At 41.3% G+C, this 21,013-nt stretch carries 21 protein-coding genes; 2 read left to right on the forward strand and 19 right to left on the reverse strand.

All coding sequences use genetic code 11. The annotated features are described in order from the left end of the window. The first annotated feature begins 48 nt into the window (after positions 1-48). Positions 49-1,959, forward strand: coding sequence for a DUF294 nucleotidyltransferase-like domain-containing protein (locus O2Q26_RS02450; protein WP_289214412.1), 1,911 nt, complete (start codon positions 49-51; stop codon positions 1,957-1,959). After that, entirely contained in the window at positions 1,959-2,699 is a 741-nt protein-coding gene (locus tag O2Q26_RS02455) for a 3'-5' exonuclease (RefSeq protein ID WP_289214413.1), read from the forward strand. Before O2Q26_RS02450 ends, O2Q26_RS02455 begins: the two co-directional genes overlap by 1 nt. 78 nt (positions 2,700-2,777) lie before the next feature. Here the strand turns inward: O2Q26_RS02455 and O2Q26_RS02460 are convergent, their stop codons facing one another. The 19 genes from O2Q26_RS02460 to spoIIIAF form a co-directional block, all read right to left on the reverse strand. Next, entirely contained in the window at positions 2,778-4,124 is a 1,347-nt protein-coding gene (locus tag O2Q26_RS02460; RefSeq protein ID WP_289214414.1) for an aspartate kinase, read from the reverse strand. A 113-nt stretch (positions 4,125-4,237) separates the two neighbouring features. Beyond that, the gene (spo0A, locus tag O2Q26_RS02465; protein WP_289214415.1) at positions 4,238-5,011 is read right to left on the reverse strand and encodes a sporulation transcription factor Spo0A; all 774 of its coding nucleotides are present in this window, start codon (positions 5,009-5,011) and stop codon (positions 4,238-4,240) included. Between the two features lie 244 nt (positions 5,012-5,255). Further along, positions 5,256-6,500 (reverse strand): SpoIVB peptidase, encoded by a 1,245-nt coding sequence (gene spoIVB, locus O2Q26_RS02470; protein WP_352232191.1) that lies wholly within the window; start codon positions 6,498-6,500, stop codon positions 5,256-5,258. Positions 6,501-6,668: 168 nt separating this feature from the next. After that, complete coding sequence (recN, locus tag O2Q26_RS02475; RefSeq protein WP_289214416.1) at positions 6,669-8,393, reverse strand: DNA repair protein RecN; 1,725 nt, start codon at positions 8,391-8,393, stop codon at positions 6,669-6,671. Between the two features lie 18 nt (positions 8,394-8,411). Then, positions 8,412-8,861, reverse strand: coding sequence for a transcriptional regulator AhrC/ArgR (gene ahrC, locus O2Q26_RS02480; RefSeq protein ID WP_188375744.1), 450 nt, complete (start codon positions 8,859-8,861; stop codon positions 8,412-8,414). A gap of 70 nt (positions 8,862-8,931) precedes the next feature. After that, on the reverse strand, positions 8,932-9,753 hold the full coding sequence (locus O2Q26_RS02485) for a TlyA family RNA methyltransferase (RefSeq protein ID WP_289214417.1): 822 nt from the start codon (positions 9,751-9,753) through the stop codon (positions 8,932-8,934). Between the two features lie 4 nt (positions 9,754-9,757). Beyond that, positions 9,758-11,647, reverse strand: coding sequence for a 1-deoxy-D-xylulose-5-phosphate synthase (dxs, locus tag O2Q26_RS02490; RefSeq protein WP_289214418.1), 1,890 nt, complete (start codon positions 11,645-11,647; stop codon positions 9,758-9,760). Between the two features lie 18 nt (positions 11,648-11,665). Continuing rightward, entirely contained in the window at positions 11,666-12,265 is a 600-nt protein-coding gene (locus O2Q26_RS02495; RefSeq protein ID WP_289214419.1) for a hypothetical protein, read from the reverse strand. 700 nt (positions 12,266-12,965) lie between these two features. Further along, positions 12,966-13,847 (reverse strand): polyprenyl synthetase family protein, encoded by an 882-nt coding sequence (locus tag O2Q26_RS02500; protein ID WP_352232192.1) that lies wholly within the window; start codon positions 13,845-13,847, stop codon positions 12,966-12,968. Next, positions 13,847-14,083 (reverse strand): exodeoxyribonuclease VII small subunit, encoded by a 237-nt coding sequence (locus O2Q26_RS02505; protein WP_253936947.1) that lies wholly within the window; start codon positions 14,081-14,083, stop codon positions 13,847-13,849. The genes O2Q26_RS02500 and O2Q26_RS02505 overlap by 1 nt, the downstream gene beginning before the upstream one ends. Further along, a complete protein-coding gene (gene xseA, locus O2Q26_RS02510) occupies positions 14,080-15,426 on the reverse strand; it encodes an exodeoxyribonuclease VII large subunit (protein WP_289214420.1) in 1,347 nt (448 codons plus the stop codon). The genes O2Q26_RS02505 and xseA overlap by 4 nt, the downstream gene beginning before the upstream one ends. Positions 15,427-15,438: 12 nt before the next feature. Next, positions 15,439-16,290 carry a bifunctional methylenetetrahydrofolate dehydrogenase/methenyltetrahydrofolate cyclohydrolase FolD gene (gene folD, locus O2Q26_RS02515; RefSeq protein WP_289214421.1) on the reverse strand — a complete coding sequence of 284 codons (852 nt, stop codon included), beginning with the start codon at positions 16,288-16,290 and terminating at the stop codon, positions 15,439-15,441. A gap of 16 nt (positions 16,291-16,306) precedes the next feature. Then, on the reverse strand, positions 16,307-16,687 hold the full coding sequence (nusB, locus tag O2Q26_RS02520; protein WP_289214422.1) for a transcription antitermination factor NusB: 381 nt from the start codon (positions 16,685-16,687) through the stop codon (positions 16,307-16,309). Positions 16,688-16,802: 115 nt separating this feature from the next. Next, on the reverse strand, positions 16,803-17,201 hold the full coding sequence (locus O2Q26_RS02525; RefSeq protein WP_289214423.1) for an Asp23/Gls24 family envelope stress response protein: 399 nt from the start codon (positions 17,199-17,201) through the stop codon (positions 16,803-16,805). A gap of 20 nt (positions 17,202-17,221) precedes the next feature. Next, entirely contained in the window at positions 17,222-18,574 is a 1,353-nt protein-coding gene (gene accC, locus O2Q26_RS02530; RefSeq protein ID WP_289214424.1) for an acetyl-CoA carboxylase biotin carboxylase subunit, read from the reverse strand. 15 nt (positions 18,575-18,589) lie between these two features. After that, entirely contained in the window at positions 18,590-19,081 is a 492-nt protein-coding gene (gene accB / locus O2Q26_RS02535) for an acetyl-CoA carboxylase biotin carboxyl carrier protein (RefSeq protein WP_289214425.1), read from the reverse strand. Between the two features lie 156 nt (positions 19,082-19,237). Then, complete coding sequence (locus O2Q26_RS02540; protein ID WP_352232207.1) at positions 19,238-19,777, reverse strand: SpoIIIAH-like family protein; 540 nt, start codon at positions 19,775-19,777, stop codon at positions 19,238-19,240. A gap of 15 nt (positions 19,778-19,792) precedes the next feature. After that, positions 19,793-20,404 (reverse strand): stage III sporulation protein AG, encoded by a 612-nt coding sequence (gene spoIIIAG / locus O2Q26_RS02545; RefSeq protein WP_289214427.1) that lies wholly within the window; start codon positions 20,402-20,404, stop codon positions 19,793-19,795. Continuing rightward, entirely contained in the window at positions 20,397-21,011 is a 615-nt protein-coding gene (gene spoIIIAF / locus O2Q26_RS02550; RefSeq protein WP_289214428.1) for a stage III sporulation protein AF, read from the reverse strand. The genes spoIIIAG and spoIIIAF overlap by 8 nt, the downstream gene beginning before the upstream one ends. Positions 21,012-21,013: the final 2 nt, after the last annotated feature.

Here is a 21,013-nt window from a genome sequence, read left to right on the forward strand (position 1 = left end):
TATACTCTTCTTCTTTTTTACGAAATGCACCATAAAGGAGTTTTACCTATGCCCAACTCATTCGACTTCTATAAGACGTTGTACCCGTTCGATTTATTATCCGAAAAAGAATTCAATGATATATTTGATCATGCTGTCGAGAAAGATTACACAACGAATGAATTCATCATCCATGAAGATCAAACAGATGATACGATCGATATTCACTTCCTAGTTTCTGGATTAGCTAAAAATATTATGCACCGTTCAGACGGCCGACAATTATCCGTACGTTTTTATTACCCTGGTGATCTAGTAGGGGTCATGATTTTACTGACAAGTGGAGAAATGAGGTTTTCTGTTCAAGCTTTAGAACCTGTAAAAACATTATGCTTTAACCGTGAATCGTTTTTAAAGATCATGTCGAACAACACTCAGTTTTCTAAAGTCGTTATGGATGGAATCAGCCAGTTAATGAAAAGCTTATATGATGAGGTGAAATTCAAAAGTTCCACGACCGATGAAGATGATGACAGGGAGCTCTATAAGAAACGGGCTGGCTCTTTTATGGAGCCTCCAACATTCATCCACCCGGAAGAATCGATTGAAAAAGCAGCGAGAATGCTTCAGCAGCAAAAAATCGAAGCACTTCTTGTGAGTGACGACAAACAAACTTTGCTGGGCATGATTGGTTACGGAGACCTGCTTAAGGCTTATTTTGAAAATAATCATCATGACCCTGTTTACCACCACATGTCTGAAGAGCCCTATTTAATCAGTGACAAGGAATTTATTTATGATGCATTAAGTTATTTGAAGCACCACCCCACCGAAATCATACCTGTCCATCATAAGGATAAAGTGGTCGGTATCTTAAGGCAGTCTTCCTTTTTCACTATAAAAAATTCGGTTTACTTTGATCTTACTTATCGCATTTCCAATGCTGAGACAATCGAGGAATTAAAAACTCTTTCACCAGTTTATAATTCCAGGTTCCAGGAATTTATTTCCAGTCTCATTGATGAGCAAATGTTCGCTTACGACATAGCTGAATTGATGACGAACTATAATGACCGTATTCACAAACAAATCATTCAAATTGCAGAGAACGAAATGATAGCTTCAGGGCACGGCGCTCCTCCTATCAATTATTGTTTTCTCGTTATGGGAAGCGAAGGAAGAAAAGAACAAGCCTTCTCCACCGACCAGGATAACGGGATGATCCTGTCCGACTTCGAAAACTCAAGGAATAAATTGCAGATCGCTCAATATTTCAAGCTGTTAGCTGAGAAAATAAACTTTATGCTAAATGAATGTGGGTTCCCTTATTGTTCAGGCGGAATCATGGCTCGTGAGGATAAGTGGCGGCAGCAAATGAGCCAGTGGCATAGCAGTATAGACCAGTGGATTTCAAAGATGGATGCGGAAGAAATACGCGACTTCACGATTTTCATGGATTTCCGCCCTATTTTTGGAGATTTTTCCCTAGCGTACGATTTGAAAAAATACGTTACCCAAAGGGTCCAAAGGTCACTGGGACTTCAGCAACTTTTAATGAAAGACACACTCCGTTTCAGAGTACCCGTCCAGCCCTTCGGACGAATTTCAGGCGTAGGAAAAAGAAAAACGCTGAATCTAAAGAAATCAGCGATCATGCAGATCGTCAATGCCGTGAGGATATACAGTATGAAATATGGAATTGAAAATATTAACACGATCAGCAGGCTGGACAGTCTGGCAGAACAAGAACGCTTCCATCCGAGAGATGCTGAAAACGCGAAACTTGCCCTCCATAGATTGATGCTATTCCGCCTTAAGGAGAATTTGAGTCAATTAAGGAATGATGAAAACGTGACGAACGAATTACGTTTGAGCAAACTCAACAGAGATGAAAGGAAGTCTTTAAAGGATGCATTGAATATTGCAAAACGCCTACAGCAAGTTCTAGAATTGAGCTACAACCGAAATCGGGTGATGTAATGCTGCCTATCGATTTGCAGATTTTAAAATACATTTTTATAGAAAAACCCATTTATTATTATAAAATCCGTCCTTTTTTAACTACGGAAACTCATCAAAAAATAACAGATCAAATACATTCGATGCCGTCCCCTAATATTCAGCAATCGAAGTTAAGCGAGCTTGATTACACTATTTTTGATTTAGAAACTACAGGTTTTATCCCGGAGATAGGCCATGAGATCATTTCGGTTGGTGCAATAAGATTAAACGGGCTTGATGCGTGCCATAGAAAAACCTTCTACAGCGTCGTGCAGCCCCTGCGGCCAGTTGGCAAACAAACATTGAACTTAACCGGGCTGACACGTACCCAGCTGGCTGAGGCTCCATTATTCATGGACGCTTTTCAAGACTTTTTCGACTTTTGCCAGGGTTCCGTGCTCGTCGCCCATCCTGCGAAATTTGATATGCGATTTTTGCAGACGATGCTCAAACGCTGGAAATTACCCGCCTTGAATGTACCTGTCATTGACTCGCAAGTCATGGCCAGGCACTTATTTCCAGAAGTCAAACATCAGCTCGATCCTCTGCTTAAACGTTTTAATATAGACAAACGGGAAAGACATCATGCGCTAAACGATGCGGTAATGACAGCTGAGTTATTCAGTCACTTACTACAGCTCATCATCGAAGAAAACGTACAAACATTCGGTGAATTAAAAAACACACTCGAGCCTCACAAAAAAGCGAGGAGCCATTAAAAAAGGCTCCTCGCTTTTAATTATTACTTATACAGTCGATACCTTTAGAGCATTTAAGTTCTAAGGTGATGCAGTATTTCAGAAAAAAGCTTTATATAAGGATCGTACGGCTTCATTCAGATCATCTGATTTGATACCGAACATCATAGATACTTCCGAAGACCCCTGGTTAATCATATCGATGTTTACATCAGCATCTCTAAATGCTGTAGTCGCCTTACTGGCAACACCGATAGCCTCGTTCATTCCTTCGCCCACAATCATAATCATCGCCATGTTTCTCTCTATCGTAATCATATCGACTTGAAGCTCATTTTGTATGCGATCTTTCACTACTTCTTCTTTTTCAGCGGGCAGCTGATGATCTCTAATAATAACGGACATATCATCAATTCCAGAAGGCGCATGTTCGAAAGAAATTTCTTCTTCTTCGAGAATTTGGAGCAATTTGCGTCCGAATCCTACTTCACGGTTCATTAAGTATTTACTGACATATAAATTCAAGAATCCGGAGTCGCTTGCTATACCTGCCACATGACCTTCTCTCTCAGGCAAGTCTGCTACGATCATAGTACCGTCCCCGCTCGGGTTATTTGTATTCTTGATACAAACAGGAATTTTCTCTTTAAATGCCGGAATGAGGGCTTCGTCATGGAACACAGAAAAACCAGCATAAGAAAGTTCACGCATTTCCCGGTAAGTCAGCGTTTTAAGCTGCTGCGGGTTTTCTACGATCATCGGGTTCACACAAAAGACAGAATCCACATCTGTAAAGTTCTCATATAGGTCAACCTTCATTCCTGCCGCTACAATAGAGCCGGTAATATCTGAACCGCCGCGCGAGAACGTGACCAACTCATCATCTAGTGTATATCCAAAGAATCCCGGGATGACAAGCACACCTTCTCTTTCCCTTAATTTATATAAATGTTCGAAGCTTTCGTCCAATACTAATGCTCCGCCCGGCTGGTCACTGACAAAAATGCCGGCTTCCTTTGGGTTTACATAATAAGATTCCAGTTCCCTGGTCTGTAAGTATGCACTCAAAATTAATGCCGTTCCATCTTCACCGCAAGATTTCAATGCATCCATACCGCGGTTGACATCTGTTTTCACTAAATCGGACGCTTCATCAATTCTATTTTTGATTTTTTCTAGAATAGACTGATCTAGCTCCAATTCCCTTATGATCGAGCCAAATCTCTCGATAACCTGATCATAAATCGCTTGATTCTGCACATGTGCCTGGACAGATTCCCCAAGAGTAATTAACAGATCTGTCGTTTTTGTGTCTTTTGCATGCCTTTTTCCTGGTGCGGATACGACAATAGCTTTTCTTTCTCGATCCGCTCTAATGATTTCTGTTACTTTTTTTAGTTGATTGGCATCGGCTACTGAACTTCCGCCGAATTTTACTACTTTCATTTGTACAACTCCCTGTTATTATGAACTAAAGTGTCTAATAATTAAGAATTGTATCATAATCTCACAACAAGATGAAATAAAAAAATCCTCCTCTGGTAAAGAGGAGGATTTCATTAAGATGCTTTGTGCTCTAGTCTTAAGCGATCGGCGACCATCGCAATAAATTCACTGTTTGTCGGTTTAGCTTTTGTGGAAGAAATTGTATATCCGAACAAGGAGGAAATGGCGTCAATATTCCCGCGGTTCCAGGCTACTTCAATAGCATGACGAATCGCGCGCTCTACTCGTGAAGCTGTAGTATTAAATTTGACTGCAATATCTGGGTAAAGGACTTTTGTAATGGAGCCAAGCAGGTCAATATCCGTGTAAACCATAGTAATCGCTTCTCTTAAATAGAGATACCCTTTGATGTGAGCTGGCACTCCTACTTCATGGATGATGTGAGTTATGCTTGTGTCTAAATCAGGTTTCTTGGCTTTAGTGTAACTGCTTCCCATTGCTCGGTTGATAGGGTCTCCTACATGTTTGATCTGACGAACCTGTTCACTAAGATGATCTAAATCAAAAGGCTTCATCATGAAGTAAGCAGCGCCTAGTTCTACAGCTTTTTTCGTCACTTCTTCTTGTCCGAAAGCTGTCAGCATAATCACTTCAGGAGATTTTTCACCGCTTTTTAGTTCTTGCAAAACAGCTAGTCCATCTACATGAGGCATGATAATATCTAGAATAAGGACGTCAGGCTTATTCTCTTTCAGCATTTCCAAACAGTCTCTTCCATTAAAAGCCGTACCTATTACTTCAATATCTTGAGTATCTGAAAAATAATCCTCCAGAAGTCTAATTAGTTCACGGTTGTCGTCTGCTAAACACACTTTTATTTTATCCATTTAACCCTTCCTCCTTACAAAATAATCCTGATCTTTCTTAATATACTAATTCGACATCAGGAAGTATTAACCTTCTTTATTATAGCAAATTTATTTATAAAAAATAACATTATCTTGAAAATGCTTCTATTTACTCTTATTTTCTTTGTAATTCGATAATATTCAACATTATCACGATTAACATTGTCGAATTTTGTCGAAATTAATGAAATAAGAGCCTCTAAATTAGAGGCTCTTATTTCATTTAGCTTGCTTTGGCATGATCTTCTTCGTAAATATTGATTCCTGCTTCTTCCAGCATCCATTCAATATGGACTCCATAACCCGAGGTAGGATCATTTACAAATACGTGAGTGACAGCTCCAATAATTTTACCATCTTGAATAATAGGGCTTCCACTCATACCTTGAACAATTCCTCCGGTTTTATCCAAAAGCTCCGGGTCGGTTATTTTCACGATCATCCCTTTGGTTACAGGTGAATCTTTAGGCATGTTACGAACAATTTCAACGTCGAATGATTGAAGATCTTCTCCATTTAACACCGTCATTATCTCTGCAGGTCCTTCTTTTATTTCCTCATCTAAGGCAATAGGTAATCCTTCTGAGTATTTGTCGTTTTTAATAGCTTGTTCCAGCTCTCCAAAGACTCCAAAAGAACTATTTTTTGTAATCGTACCCATTCGATCATCCGTTAAAGAGAATTCCGCTCTTTTTTCTCCTGGGACACCCTGGTTTCCTTTTTGTATAGAAGTGACTCTAGAATTAACAATTGTTCCTTCATGGATTTCAATCGGTTTTTTCGTATCCATGTCCGCTATAACGTGACCTAAAGCTCCATATTTTTTAGTTTCAGGATCATAAAAGGTCATTGTTCCAATTCCCGCAGCGGAATCACGAACATATAAACCGATTTGGTATTTATCCTCTTTAGGATTGACCTCGGGCTTTATCGTTGCTTGAAATGTTTCTTCCCCTCTTTTTACATCAAACTTTATTTTTTTATCATTTTCACCAGATTCTGCCACTACTGTGGACAAATCCTCCATATGGTTAAGTTCTCTGCCATTTCCTTTCAGCAGAATATCTCCTACTTGAATATCGGCATATTCTCCCGGTGATGTCTGTTCGTTTTTATCTTCACTAACAAGATGGTGACCGACGACTAAAACGCCTTTCGTCTGCAATTCAACTCCTACAGACTGTCCTCCCGGTACTAACCGGATATCCTTGACATGCTGCATTTCCGTCTTTTTCACCGGGATTCCAGCATATTCATGGAAAACATTGTCACCTTCTGTAATTTTATCCATCGAGAGTGCCGGAAGCGATTGTTCACCGGCACTTGCAGTAACAGACTGAGAAGCATTTATTCTTAACTCTGTCGGTATAGATATATACTCTTGAAGTGGATTAATTAAAGGAATAACAAGCATCATCAATAGGAGTACGGAGCCACAGATCAACTTCATTTTTTCTTTTTTCTTCACTTTCTCACACTCCTTTTCACTCCTGAACCAAACAATTGGCTTACTTATAATGTGGGCTTCAATCGCATTTTTTAAACGAGCATAATGACAGAAAATATAGGATGGATTCCCTTCTCATGAAACATTCTCCAAAATAAAAACGCATGGATGCTCCATGCGTCTCTTTCGTTATTTTTGCTTGTGTTTTTCAGCTAAAGTAAGAAGCTCTCTTGCGTGTTCTATCGTTGTTGCCGTCATCTCTGCACCTGATATCATCCTTGATATCTCATCAGCTTTGTCTTCTTCAGAAAGCTCATAGACCAAAGTGGATGTACGATCGTTTTTCACTTCTTTTTCGATTCGAATATGAGTATCAGCCATGGCCGCTACTTGAGGTAAATGAGAAATACAGAGAACTTGTGAGCCTTCAGAAATACCATGAATCTTCTCTCCTATCGCTTGTGCGACTCTCCCACTTACTCCCGTATCCACTTCATCAAAAATAACGCTCGTCACTCCCTGGTGTTTTGAAAAAATACGTTTTAAAGCTAGCATAATCCTTGATAATTCTCCACCAGACGCCGTTTTATGTATTTCCTTCAAAGGTTCACCAGGATTAGTCGTAATTAAAAATGTAATAAAGTCCATTCCACGCTTATTCAAACGAATCGGCTGTCCGTCCAGTTCTGGATCTGAACTATTGCCTTCTTTATAAGAAAAGCCGACATTAAAAGCAGCTTTTTCTAAATATAAATCCTTAAGTTCTTCATGGATCGATTCTGACAGCTCTACAGCGGCCTTCGCTCGTATTTCATGCAGATGTTTAGCCTCGAGAACAGCATCAGCTCCGGCGTCCTTCATTTGTATCTCAAGCCGATTTAAATGAGAATCCTTATTCTTTATCTCGTCAATCTCTTCTTCAATTTCAGAAGCGTACTCCATCATACGTTCCACGGTCTGTCCATATTTTTTCTTCAATCTGTTTAGCTCATCTAATCTGGATTCAATGAAATTCAGTCTTTCAGGGTCAAATTCCATTTCAGTTAACTGGGAACTCAATTGAAAACTGATTTCTTCAACCATGTAATAATGATTATTGAGTTCTTCTGACAATTTAGAAGTCTGTTCGTCGTAACCTGCTGCACTTTCTAAAGAAGACATAGCGTGGCTGAGCCAATCCAAGCCTCTTTGTTCTCCGTATAATGAATTATAGGCATCATGAATTCCCTGGTAGACTTTTTCAAAATTCATCAGCTTTTTTCGTTCTTCGGATAGCTCTTCATCTTCATTAGGCATAAGTTCGGCTTCTTGTAGTTCGCGCAGTTGGAATTCAAGCAAGTCAAGCCTCTGTGCCATCTCTTGTTCATTTTCGCTTAGTTCATTATAACGTTTTTTTAACGAAAGCAGCTGCTCGTACTGTATTGTATATTCATCTTTAGTATCCTTTAACTTCCGGTGAGCATACAAATCAAGAAGTTCTATATGCCGTTCAGGATCCATAAGAGATTGAGTTTCATGCTGACTGTGAATATCGATGAGGGAACGTCCAAACTCCTTTAAAATCGCCAGCGTGACGAGTTTCCCATTCACACGGCAAATGCTTTTCCCCTGGTTTGTAATGGTTCGCTGCAGGACAACCATACCATCCTCACTGATGTCTATGCCGAACTCTTCGGCCTTGCTATAAACCGGGTGTGAATTCTCCACAGTGAATAAACCCTCAATATCTGCTTTTTTTGTCCCATGCCTGACAAATTCAACAGAACCTCGAGAGCCTGAGAGCAGTTGTATAGCGTCGATGATGATGGATTTACCAGCACCTGTTTCACCCGTCAAAACCGTCAGACCTTCTTTGAAGGTGATGGTAACTTTATCAATAATAGCAAAATCTTTGATAGATAATTCTGTAAGCATGAAGTGAGTCACCTCAATTTATAGCATATTTAGTAGCTGTTCACTGATATCTTCTGTTTGTTCCTGGCTTCGGCAAATGATCAGGCATGTGTCGTCTCCGCATATTGTCCCCATGATTTCTTCCCACTCTAGGTTATCGATAAGCGCTCCTACAGCGTTCGCATTACCAGGAAGGGTTTTCAAAATGATAAAATGGCCTGCCCTATCAATACTGACAAAGGCATCCATCATAAGCCTTTTTAATTTTTCAAGCGGATTGAATCGTTGATCCGCAGGCAGACTATATTTATACCGACCATCCATCATGGGTACTTTTACGAGATGAAGCTCTTTGATGTCTCTAGATACCGTAGCTTGAGTGACGTTATACCCCATTCCTTTGAGCCGATCTACCAGCTCATCTTGTGTTTCAATATCGTCATTCGTAATTAACTCACGAATTTTAATATGACGCTGACCTTTATTCATGATCACACTCCTGCTTCTTTTTTATTCTCTTGAAGAAAGAGGCTAATGTCCACTAGCCTCTTTCCGAAAGTTATGTTGCTTTTTTATGGCTCTTGTGCGCTTCTTCTACTACTGAATAGCTGTCGGCATCCGATATGAATTTCCCTTCCCCACCCACGTATTGAAAGTGAGCAAGGAATTCTATATTGCCATCACCGCCTGTAATGGGAGAAAACGTCAAGCCGTGTACGGAAAATCCGTGCTTCATGGCAAATGATAAGATAGTATCAATCACGTGTTTGTGGATTTTTGGATCTTTTATGATTCCTTTTTTTCCGACTTGTTCTCTACCCGCTTCAAATTGAGGCTTTATTAGAGCAACAACATCACTGTCTTTCTTAAGTAATGTGGCCAAAACAGGCAGAATAATGCGCAGCGATATAAAGGAAACATCGATTGATGCGAAATCCGGACGCCCGTATTTTAAGTCTTCTTCTGTCACATATCGAAAGTTTGTACGTTCCATAACGACAACCTGCTCATGGTTTCTAAGCTTCCAATCCAGTTGGTTGTATCCTACATCGACAGCATAACTTAATGCCACTCCGTTTTGCAGAGCACAATCTGTAAAGCCTCCGGTAGATGAGCCTACATCAATCATAATTTTGCCATCAATATCAAGAAAGAACGTATTTAAAGCTTTCTCCAATTTTAAGCCGCCGCGACTAACATAGGGGATGGCTTTCCCTTTAACGGTCAACTCAATTTCTTCGTCCACCTTTAAACCGGGTTTATCCATCCGCTCCTGCTCATGAAAAACGAGACCGGCCATAATTGTTCGTTTCGCTTTTTCTCTAGTTTCAAACAATCCTCTTTCAACGAGGAGTACATCTAGCCTTACTTTTTTACTCATTTTTTTAAGCCCTTCGCTTTTTAGTCAATTTCATAGTTTTGACTTCATTTATAATATTGTCTTCCGTCAACCCGATTTCTTCCCACAGCTTACTTACACTTCCGTGTTCTATGAAACGATCGGGCACACCGAGCCGTTTGATCCATGATTTATAATTGTGTTCTTCTTTGAATTCAAGTACGCTCGAACCGAAGCCGCCCAGCAGAACTGCTTCTTCTATAGTAACAATCGGCAATTCTTCACCCATAATATCGTGAAGCATAGGCTCGTCCATCGGTTTGATAAAGCGAGCATTTATAACACGAACGGAGATGCCATCCTTTAGAAGACGTTCTCTTGCTGCTAAGGCCATTGGTATCGTAGTACCGAATGTGAGTAAGACAGCGTCAGACCCTTCTTTTAGAACTTCCCAGCTGCCGATTGGAAGGGCAGTTGGATTATCATCCATCTCCACACCGCTTCCGTTCCCTCTTGGATAACGGATACCTATTGGACCATCATTATACTTCACCGCAGTGTGTACCATGTTCTGGCCTTCATTTTCGTCTTTGGGCATCATCAGAACTATATTAGGAACTGAGCGCAGGAATGCTATATCAAATACACCCTGATGAGTTTCTCCATCCGCTCCGACGAGACCGGCGCGATCAATACCGAAAATGACATTCAAGTTCTGCCTTGCTACATCATGGATGACTTGATCATATCCGCGCTGCAGAAAAGTCGAATAAATTGCCAAAAACGGCTTCATGCCTTGAGTTGCCAATCCGGCTGATAGCGTTGTAGCATGCTGTTCAGCAATACCTACGTCGAATAATCGATCTGGGAACTCCGCCTGGAATTTTTCAAGTTTTGATCCAAGCACCATGGCAGGAGTCACTGCTACAATACGTTTATCGGTGCGTGCTTCCTTAATGAGAGTATCACTGATAACTTCACTCCACGCTGGCGGAGCTCCTGCCGCTTTGATTTTTTCACCTGATTCTATTTTATAAGGGCCCACTCCATGCCACTTATCTTTCAGATCTGTTTCTGCAGGGTGATAACCTTTCCCTTTTTGAGTGATGACGTGTATGATCACCGGGCCTTCCGTTTTTTTCGCATACTGGAGGTTTTCAAGAAGGTCATGGTAGTCATGTCCGTCAACAGGACCATAGTAAGTAAAACCCAGCTCTTCAAAAAACATGCCAGGAACCACAAAATACTTCATACTGTCTTTAAGCCTCTCGGCTGCTTGGGCCAGTTTTCCACCAACAGCAGGAATTCTTTTGAGAAGCCATTCCAAATCGTCTTTTGCACGATTATATTTTCCAGCGCTCCTCATACGGCCGAGCGCTGTGTTAAGGGCTCCCACGTTTTTAGCGATCGACATTTCGTTATCATTTAAGATAACGGTTACATTCTTTTTCTCATCCCCAATATGGTTGAGTGCTTCCAGAGCCATTCCGCCTGTCAGAGCGCCGTCCCCTATAATAGGAAGAATGGAATGCGATTCACCTTTTAAATCCCTGGCAATTGCCATTCCCATAGCCGCGGACAAAGACGTTGAGCTATGACCGGTTTCCCACACATCGTGCTCGCTTTCGTTACGCTTGGGAAAGCCGCATAAGCCTTCGTATTTTCTTAGCGTGTCGAACTTCTCAGCTCGTCCTGTTAAAATTTTATGGATATATGATTGATGGCCAACATCGAAAAGGAACCTGTCTTTAGGGCTTTCATATACGTGATGCAAAGCAAGAGTAAGTTCTACAACCCCTAAATTCGCTCCTAAATGTCCACCTGTAGAAGACAAGTTTTCGATAAGGAATTTCCTGACATCTGATGATAGGTCTTTAAGTTGTTCAATAGATAGAGCCTTCAAAAATGACGGGTCTTTAATCTTGTACAGATCCATAAATGGACCCCCTTATATTTATCGTGATTTTCGAGTGTTTTTTGTAGCGGCGGAAAGAATTTTTATTTTTAAATTTGCTTCAATCCACGCAATCACCCGTGCAGCAAAAAAGATGATTTTTGTAGAGGAATTTATAGCGAGGAATTTCCCTACGGCTTTCCCACCTACAGTTAATGCTGCGACTATACTAGTTAATATAACAGATAATGTGATCTGAACGCTCGATCCATCAGAGTGTCCAAGCGTGTTGGCGATTTGGATAACAACGACGGCTGAAGCCGTACCACTAACTATACCTGATATATCCCCTATTACATCATTACAAAAACTTGCGAATCGGTCAGCATTTCTTACGATAATGATCGCTTCTTTTGATCCGGGGATTTTTTCAGCGGCCATGGCGTGGAAAGGAGGTTCAGAAGCTGCTGTCGCTGCTATTCCCAACATATCAAATACAACTCCCGTAAATACAATGACTAACACGATGACTAATCCGATTCCCCAGACTACACCGCTCATGACAGAGTTTGATATAACTGAAAAAATAGCCGCTAGCACAAAAGTGATAACGGCAATACTAACACTAAATTTTAATGATTTTTTTAATTTATTGTCCATTTCAACCCTCGTATATAAAAGACTTATGTAAAAAGGAATGGTCGCGGATCAGGTAAAAATTACGGCTTAGGTCTAGTAGGTTTTCCCATTCGGTTACCGAGTGTCACCACTCTGGCGGTTCCCCTTTAAAACCGAATCAGCTTCGTTTCCGAATGCTGGACTAGATTACCACTTAGTCCGTACTATAATTCCTGATCCCCGTCCATGAAACAGCCTAGGGGATTTCCCCGACAGCCTTTAACCGTTCCTTAGCCTCTTTTGCAGTTCTGATTTCATATAGCGACAACATTCACACTTCAGTGGCCATCCGAAGTGGTGAATGGTCCATGGCTATAATCCCCTCAAGAACCACTCAAGGCAGGCTACGCTACTTATATAGATGTTACTCCATATAAAAGTAGGTTCATACCCCATTTCATAAGAGTCTCTGGCTGAGATACTCTCACAAGAATGGGCCTCCGCGGAAGCAGGGTCAACGCCCACATGCCTTTGTGGATCGCCCTGCGACCTTAACTCCCAGCATCGACCCAAGGCTGGGCGCCTCAAGCCGACACAAGGAACTTCATCGATGTGCCCTTTGGCGGATTTTTAGGCCCGCCTTCGGGAACGGAGGACCGACTAGGATACTGCACCATTCCTTTTGTAAATATAATATATCACATCCACCTGACATCCTCAATTAAAAAACGCTGAACCAATCTTATCTGTCGCGGCTGCTTAAATAGTCAATCAATTCAGATAAAGTGGTGCCATTTATCCCTGATTCGTGTAAAGCATTTTGAGCAACCTCAACATACCCATCTTTCTGTGCAATAGCACCTTCGAGCCCTAATAACTGAGGATAGGTACTCTTATTGTTTCCTTCGTCACTTCCGATAGGCTTGCCGATAGCATGAGAGTCGCCTACCACATCGAGAATGTCATCCTGGATTTGGAATATTAAACCCAGTGCTCCTGCCATCGCTGTCAGGTTGTCCATTACCTGATCATCAGCTTCAGCTAAATAAGCCCCTGATAACACGGCAAAGTTTAATAGACGGCCAGTTTTCTGCCGATGTATGTCTTCGAGCTCACGCAACGGAATATCATGGTTTTCATATTGCATATCTTTCATCTGTCCATTGACCATTCCTTTTGGACCGCTGGCTTTTGATAATTCTCTTACAATGAATACTTTTTCATCATTCGTAAGGTCATTGGAGTCCGTGATGATTTGAAAGCTAAGCGTTAGCAGTGCATCTCCAGCTAATATAGCCGTCGCTTCATCAAATTTCTTATGATTTGTCGGCTGGCCTCTCCTTACGTCATCATTGTCCATAGCAGGAAGGTCATCATGAATAAGGGAGTAAGTATGAATCATTTCTAACGCACAGGCTACCGGGAGTCCTTTAGAAGGGTTTCCGCGGAAAGCTTCTATAGTTGCTAATAAAAGGATAGGTCGCAGACGCTTTCCTCCAGCCTCAATCGAGTAGAGCATCGCGTCCCGTACCCGGCCTTCATCCGTATTTGCGGTAACATAATTTTCTAATTGCGTATTCACTAGCTGCCGCTTTCCATCTAAGTATTCGATTAGCGAATCCACTATTCTTCCTCCTGAACATCAAAAGGCTCAAATTCCCCATGTTCATTTAAAATTTGCTGCATTTGTTTTTCTACATTCCCTAACTTCTCATTACAAAGCTTCGATAACTTCATGCCACCCTGATAATACTCTATCGCTTTTTCTAAAGGAACCTCGCCGGTTTCAAGTTTTTCTACGATTTCTTCCAATTGTTTCATCGCTTCCTCAAAGCTCAGTTCTTTGTTCTCTTCGCTCATCGGTTTTCCTCCTTGACATCAGCTACTTTGCAGTATAAAGAACCATTATGGATGCTGACGATGATTTCGTCCCCTTTTTGTACGCTCTTAACGTCTTTTAACACTTTACCAGTTTCCAGATACGGTATAGCATAGCCACGCTTCATTGTATCTAGTGGGTTCAGTAATGAAAGCTTTTCTAAAGAGGCTCTGAATTCTTCTTGCTTAGATTTAAGTTTATATTGAAACTCAGTGTGCAGCCGCTTCGTAACATCATGGACTTGCTTTTGTCCGGACTCGATCTGTGATGCGGGGTGTTGTTGTTGAAGTCTGTTCTTCAAGTATTTCAAACGTTCACCTTCACGGCTTTTTATTGAATCTGCGCTTTTGTGGAGCTGCTCGATCAAGCGGTCCAAGTCTTGTTCTTTCTGGCGCATCAGCTGTTCCGGGTATTTAAAAGCGTAGGATTTTTTCAGACGAATAAGGCGCTGTTCGGCTTCAGACTGCTTTACCTCTAAAGTACGATGCAGTCTCCTCGTCACATCCTGGATATGCTGCTTAATGTCAACGAGAGAAGGTACGGCAAGCTCTGCTGCTCCAGTCGGAGTAGCTGCTCTTAAGTCCGCAGCGAAATCACTGATTGTTGTATCTGTTTCATGACCTACGGCAGAAATGACCGGAATCCGGGATCCTGCGATGGCTCGTGCCACGACTTCTTCGTTGAACCCCCAAAGGTCCTCTAATGATCCACCTCCCCTCCCTACAATAAGGACATCACAATCGATATGTTGATTGACGTATTCAATGGCTTTGGACACAGAAGAAGCTGTTGATTTTCCTTGGACGAGAACAGGAAAAATCGAAACCTTAACAATCGGATACCTTCGTTTAATCGTCGTTAAGATATCCCGTATCGCTGCCCCTGTGGGGGAGGTTATAATACCTATATGTTTAGGATAAGATGGAATCGCCCGCTTTCGGCTGAAGTCGAACAATCCCTCTTTCTCTAATTTTTCTTTCAATTGTTCAAACGCTAAGTAAAGGGCTCCTATACCATCAGGCTCCATCTCTTGGATGTAGAGCTGATAAGATCCCATAGGTTCGTACACATTGATCTCACCACGCACAAGAACATTCATCCCGTTCTCAGGAGCGAATTTCAAAGACCGATTATTACCTGCGAACATCACGGCTTGAATGCGGGATTGATCATCCTTGATAGACAAGTACATATGCCCCCGGCTATGATGCTTAAAATTCGATATTTCCCCTCTTAACCAAACTTCTTTTAAATGAGGGTCATGAGAAAGTTTGCGTTTAATATATTTGGTAAGTGCCGAAACGGTTAAATAGCGATCATTCACTAGAAAGTCTCCTTACTTTTGGTGAATCCACTTAGCTGCTTTGATCGTATTGTGCAGCAGCATTGTAATAGTCATAGGACCGACCCCTTTTGGAACAGGGGTAATATGTGATGCTTTTTCTGAAGCCGATTCAAAATCCACATCCCCTGTCAACTTCCCATCGACTCGGTTTACTCCTACATCTATGACTACCGTACCATCTGATATATCTTCACCTGTAATTAACCCCGCTTTACCCGCAGCTACAATCAGAATATCTGCCTGCTTCGTATGCTCTCTTAAATTTTTTGTTCTTGAGTGGCAATGAGTCACTGTTGCATTTTCGTTCAAAAGAAGCTGTCCTACAGGTTTTCCGACTAAGTTACTGCGTCCTACAATAACTACATGCTTTCCTTCAAGAGAAATATCTGCACGCTGCAGCATCACTAAAATTCCATAGGGTGTACAAGGATAAAATGTTTCTTGCCCAGTCATCAAGCGCCCTACATTACTAGGGTGAAACCCATCGACATCCTTAGAAGGGTCAATCGCTTCAATAACTTTCTGATCATCGATTTGTTCAGGCAAAGGAAGCTGCACAAGAATTCCGTGAACGCTTTTATCCTCATTCAATTCTTTAATGATTTCCAAGAGCTTCTCTTCAGAAGTATCCGCAGATAACTCTAATAAATCGGAATTCATGCCGATTTTTTCAGAAGCCCGTTGTTTCCCTTTAACATAGGACTGGGAAGCCGGGTCTTCTCCCACGATGATGACAACTAGTTTAGGATGAATGCCTTGTTCACTTAACTGGGCAACCTCCTCTTTCATTTCCTGCCTGATCGTTTCGGCAAGCTGCTTTCCATAAATCACTTCTGCTGACATAGTCGTTTTCCCCTTCCTACTTCACCATTTTTGATAGCACGCCATTAATGAATTTTCCTGATTGATCTTCTCCAAAAATTTTAGCTAATTCTACTGCTTCATTAATCGCAACCTGTGTAGGAACGTCCTCATTGAACTTAATTTCGTAGGCTGCCATTCTTAATAAGGTCTTTTCTACCCTGGCTAAACGAGCAAAGGTCCAATGCTCTAAATGCTCCTCAATCCAAGGATCGATCTTCTCTTTATGTTCTATAACCCCATCAATCAATTGGTTTAAAAAAGCATCCTCTTCTTCCTCATTCAGTACATGCTGCATCGCTTCTTCTGTACTAATGTCACTTGAGTCAATTTGAAAAAGGGTTTGGAATGCTTTTTCTCTTGCTAATCGTCGTTTCATCTATATTCTGCTCCTTTAATGTCATATCCGTAAGAATCATAACATTTCCGCCTTTGAATTGCTATTCTGTCAATAGAAAAAGACCAGTTAAGGGCAAGCCCAACCGGCCTTATCTTCATTCTTCTTCGATTTCTGCTTCTTCTTTGGAATCCATTTGGACGCCGACCACGTGAACATTAATTTCTTTAATCTCGAGTGCAGTCATGTTTTTTAAAGCCTGGCGTGTATTATCCTGGATCTTTTGTGCTGTGTCAGGGATTGAAATGCCATAGTCCATGACGACATAAGCATCTATAAGAATTCCATCTTGATCCAGTTCAACCTTCACACCTTTGCCATGACTTTTTTTACCTAGCCGCTCCACTACACCTGTGGCAAAATTCCCACGCATTGAGGCGACTCCTGCAACTTCTGATACAGCTATACCTGCAATAACTTCAATAACTTCCGGAGCAATCTCAACATTACCAAGCGTTGAGCCTTCTGTAACGTTCAACAATTGTCTTTCATCCATCAATGACCACTCCTATTTTGTTAATCTTCCATTATTGTATAGTTTTCAAGAAATTTTGTGTTGAAGTCGCCATTAACAAATACTTCATGTTCCATCATCCGCTGGTGGAACGGAATGGTCGTTTTGACTCCTTCCACAACGAACTCATCTAAAGCTCGACGCATTTTACGAATGGCTTCATCACGGTCTTTTCCGTAAGTAATCAGTTTAGCTACCATTGAATCATAGTATGGCGGGATCATATAGCCTGGATAAGCAGCGGAATCTACACGGATACCAAAGCCGCCAGGGGCTAAATACATATCTATCGTTCCTGCTGAAGGCATAAAGTTTTTAAAAGGATCTTCAGCGTTAATACGACATTCCATCGCCCAACCCTCAAACTTTATTTCTTCTTGAGAATATGTCAGCTTTTCATCATTAGCTACATTCAGCTGCTCCTTGATCAAGTCGACCCCAGTAACCATTTCCGTCACAGGGTGCTCCACTTGAATTCTCGTATTCATCTCCATAAAATAAAACGATTGTTCATTTTGGTCAAAAATGAATTCAACAGTTCCAGCTCCTGAATAATCAACTGCTAATGCAGCTTTAACTGCTGCGTCGCCCATTTTCTTACGGATATCAGGAGTGATAGCAGGAGAAGGGGTTTCTTCAATTAATTTTTGAAGCCTTCGTTGTATACTGCAGTCACGTTCACCCAAGTGCACCGCATTCCCATGATTATCTGCAAGGACTTGAATCTCGACGTGACGGAAATCTTCTATGAATTTTTCAATATAAACGCCTGGGTTTCCAAACGCAGTTTCTGCTTCCTGCTGAGTCACACGTATCCCTTTTTCAAGGTCTTCTTCTGTACGTGCTACGCGGATACCTTTTCCGCCCCCGCCAGCAGTCGCTTTAATGATGACAGGATAGCCTATTTCTTCTGCAACACGCTTTCCTTCTTCCACGTCTTTTATAATACCTTTCGATCCAGGAACGACCGGGACACCTGCTTCGCGCATCGTTTCACGGGCTGCATCTTTCGTACCCATTTTCTGAATAGCATAAGCGGAAGGCCCGACAAACGTAATTTTACACTCTTCACACATCTCAGCGAACTCAGCGTTCTCAGCTAAAAAGCCATAACCTGGATGGATGGCATCTGCTCCGGTCAAAGTCGCCAGACTCATTATATTTGTGTAATTTAAGTAACTGTCTTTACTTAACGTTGGACCGACACAATAAGCTTCGTCAGCAATTTGAACATGGAGAGCTTCTTTATCTGCTTCTGAATATACCGCAACCGTTTCAATGTCCATTTCTTTACAAGCGCGAATGATTCGAACCGCAATTTCCCCACGATTCGCAACTAGAACTTTCTTAATCATGACTCCACCCCCGAACTATGACGTTTTCACTCTGAATAATGGCTGACCGTATTCCACTAGTTCGCCATCATCCACTAGAATTTCAACGATTTCACCGGATACTTCAGCTTCAATTTCATTAAATAACTTCATCGCCTCTACGATACAGACAACACTATCCTGCTTTACGCTGTCACCGACTTTTACATATGCACCCTCTTCCGGTGAAGGTGATTCATAAAAAGTCCCCACCATAGGAGAAGTGATTTCTTTATCATAGTCAGATTTTGCTTCAGTCTCTTCTTTACTCTCTTCCGCCTTTGTTGTTTCCTGTTTAGGTTCAGGCGTCTCTTTTACTTCTGGTTCTGGTTTTTTAGCAGTTTCCTGAATGGCCGGCGCTTCTGTGACGACCTGTCCACCACTTTTCTTCATACATACTTTAGTTCCATTTGTTTCGTAAGAAAATTCGTCAATTTGTGATTGATCAATCAACTTAATTAGTTCTCTTATTTCTTGAACTTTTAACATCTTAGGGCACCCCTTTATGTAAATTAACTTTTATGAATGGTACTAATAACTTCTTCTAACATTCTACGACACAATGACGTCTAACTGCAACTATCCCTAAAGAACATTATCAACAATAAAAAAACCTCCTGAATCACAGCACAGGAGGTTTTCTATTTATTTACTCGGTTGGAACTTCACTTCCACTCTCATTTGCCCGAATTCATCCGACACCATCTGCATGATTTCCCTTGTTTCCGCCTTAGTAAGTTCATCGGCTTTGACAGTAACCTGAATGACTTCATCTTCGGCTCTTACAAGCACGTCCTCATATGGAATGCTTGCTCGAATTGTATTTTCTAAAATGGATTCTTTAGAAGAAGTTTCCTGCAATGTTTCCATTTCTTCCATCGCTTCGTTCTTCTCCTCTGCAGAATATTCACTAGAAGCTACAATCTCAGATAATTGCTCTGTTTTTTGGTCTCTTTCACTTTGTGTTTCTAACCGAATCGATGCGAACAGTTCTTCAGCAGTAAAATCCGAAGTGACAACATCTTCTGAAGTCCCTTCCCCATTCACATCAACATCTTCTCCCTCTTCCCACTGATCATCTTGTATGAAAGCCATCTCCCCATTATCTGGAGAAGTCATATAGTACACACTTAACACAATCAATAAACTCAACATCGTCAATAGCCATACTGTCTGTTTTTTCACCAATCTAATCCCTCCCTATGATTTAGGTAAAACTGATACTCTATGACTGGGTACATCAAGCACCTTGGACACTGCATCAACGACCCATTCTTTAACTTTCATCTGCTCTACACCTTTTGCTGTTACGAATACCCCGCTCACCTCTGGCTTATTTGTTTTCGTAAGCAGCGGCACTTCTTGATCGCCCTGTCGGACTAATACTAGCTGCTGTTCCTTTGAATAGTCCTCAATCTCCCTTTCCCCTCCATTCTTATCTGTTTCCTTCGTTGTCTGCTTTCCAATAATCAAGTTTTTGTCATACACTTTTTCCTCCGTCGCAGATAAATTGATCATTAACTCCACCTCACTCACTCCTTGGATATTCTCCAGAAGCGGCTTCAGCTGCGACTCAAATTCTGATTCCAGCTGCTCAACAGAAAGGGAGGTCTCTTCCACTTCCTGGTTCAACGTTTCGGAATCGCTTTGCACAGGAGGCGGGCTGCTTGTATCAGGCGTCTGAAACCAATTACTCATTAAAATGAAGAGTACTCCTATCATTCCGATAATGATAAAATATTTGCGTTTGTTCACGCTGTTTCCATCTTTTGAAGTCAATGGGCTTACGAGTTTACTCCACCATTTACTCATGGCCTTCCTCCCAGTGAATTTCAATTTGCTGCCGATTTAGATCTAGTTGGTCCGCGACATACTCATATACCCTGTCACGATCTTCATTTCTTACTGTCAAATTTTGATTTGTATCCTCACTTGAGGTGGAAATGATTACTTCTTCTATGTCACCCTCCTCGTTGTTTGAGGATACATATAATATCAGCTTGTCCAGTGATTCCATTGAATAAGATTCTTCCAGAAACTTGAAGTCCACTTGATTAAGGCTGAGTTCATAATCGGCTTTCAAAGGTTTCTGCAGCTGATCTAAGACTGCTTCTTCCACTTGCTGTAATGTATATGCGTCTTGTCCACGTAATATTTCATTTTTCTTGTCCTCGATTTCCCCACTCATTTCTTCCGTCTTTATACTAGTGTCCATCCTGCTTTCAACAGACTGAATGATTTGCTGCGGATCCAACTTCAAAAACTGGAGCAGCGGGTCTAAAATAACTAACAGAAGAAGAATCGCCATCACTAATCTTGCATACTTCCTCATGGCTCCTGAAGGCAGCAGAGCATCTGCAACCATAGCTAACAACAAAAATAATACAATCTCTGTTATCCACTGGATAAATACTTGCATAT

The sequence above is a fragment of the Halobacillus campisalis genome, assembly GCF_030345335.1.
GTDB lineage: Bacteria > Bacillota > Bacilli > Bacillales > Halobacillaceae > Halobacillus_A > Halobacillus_A campisalis.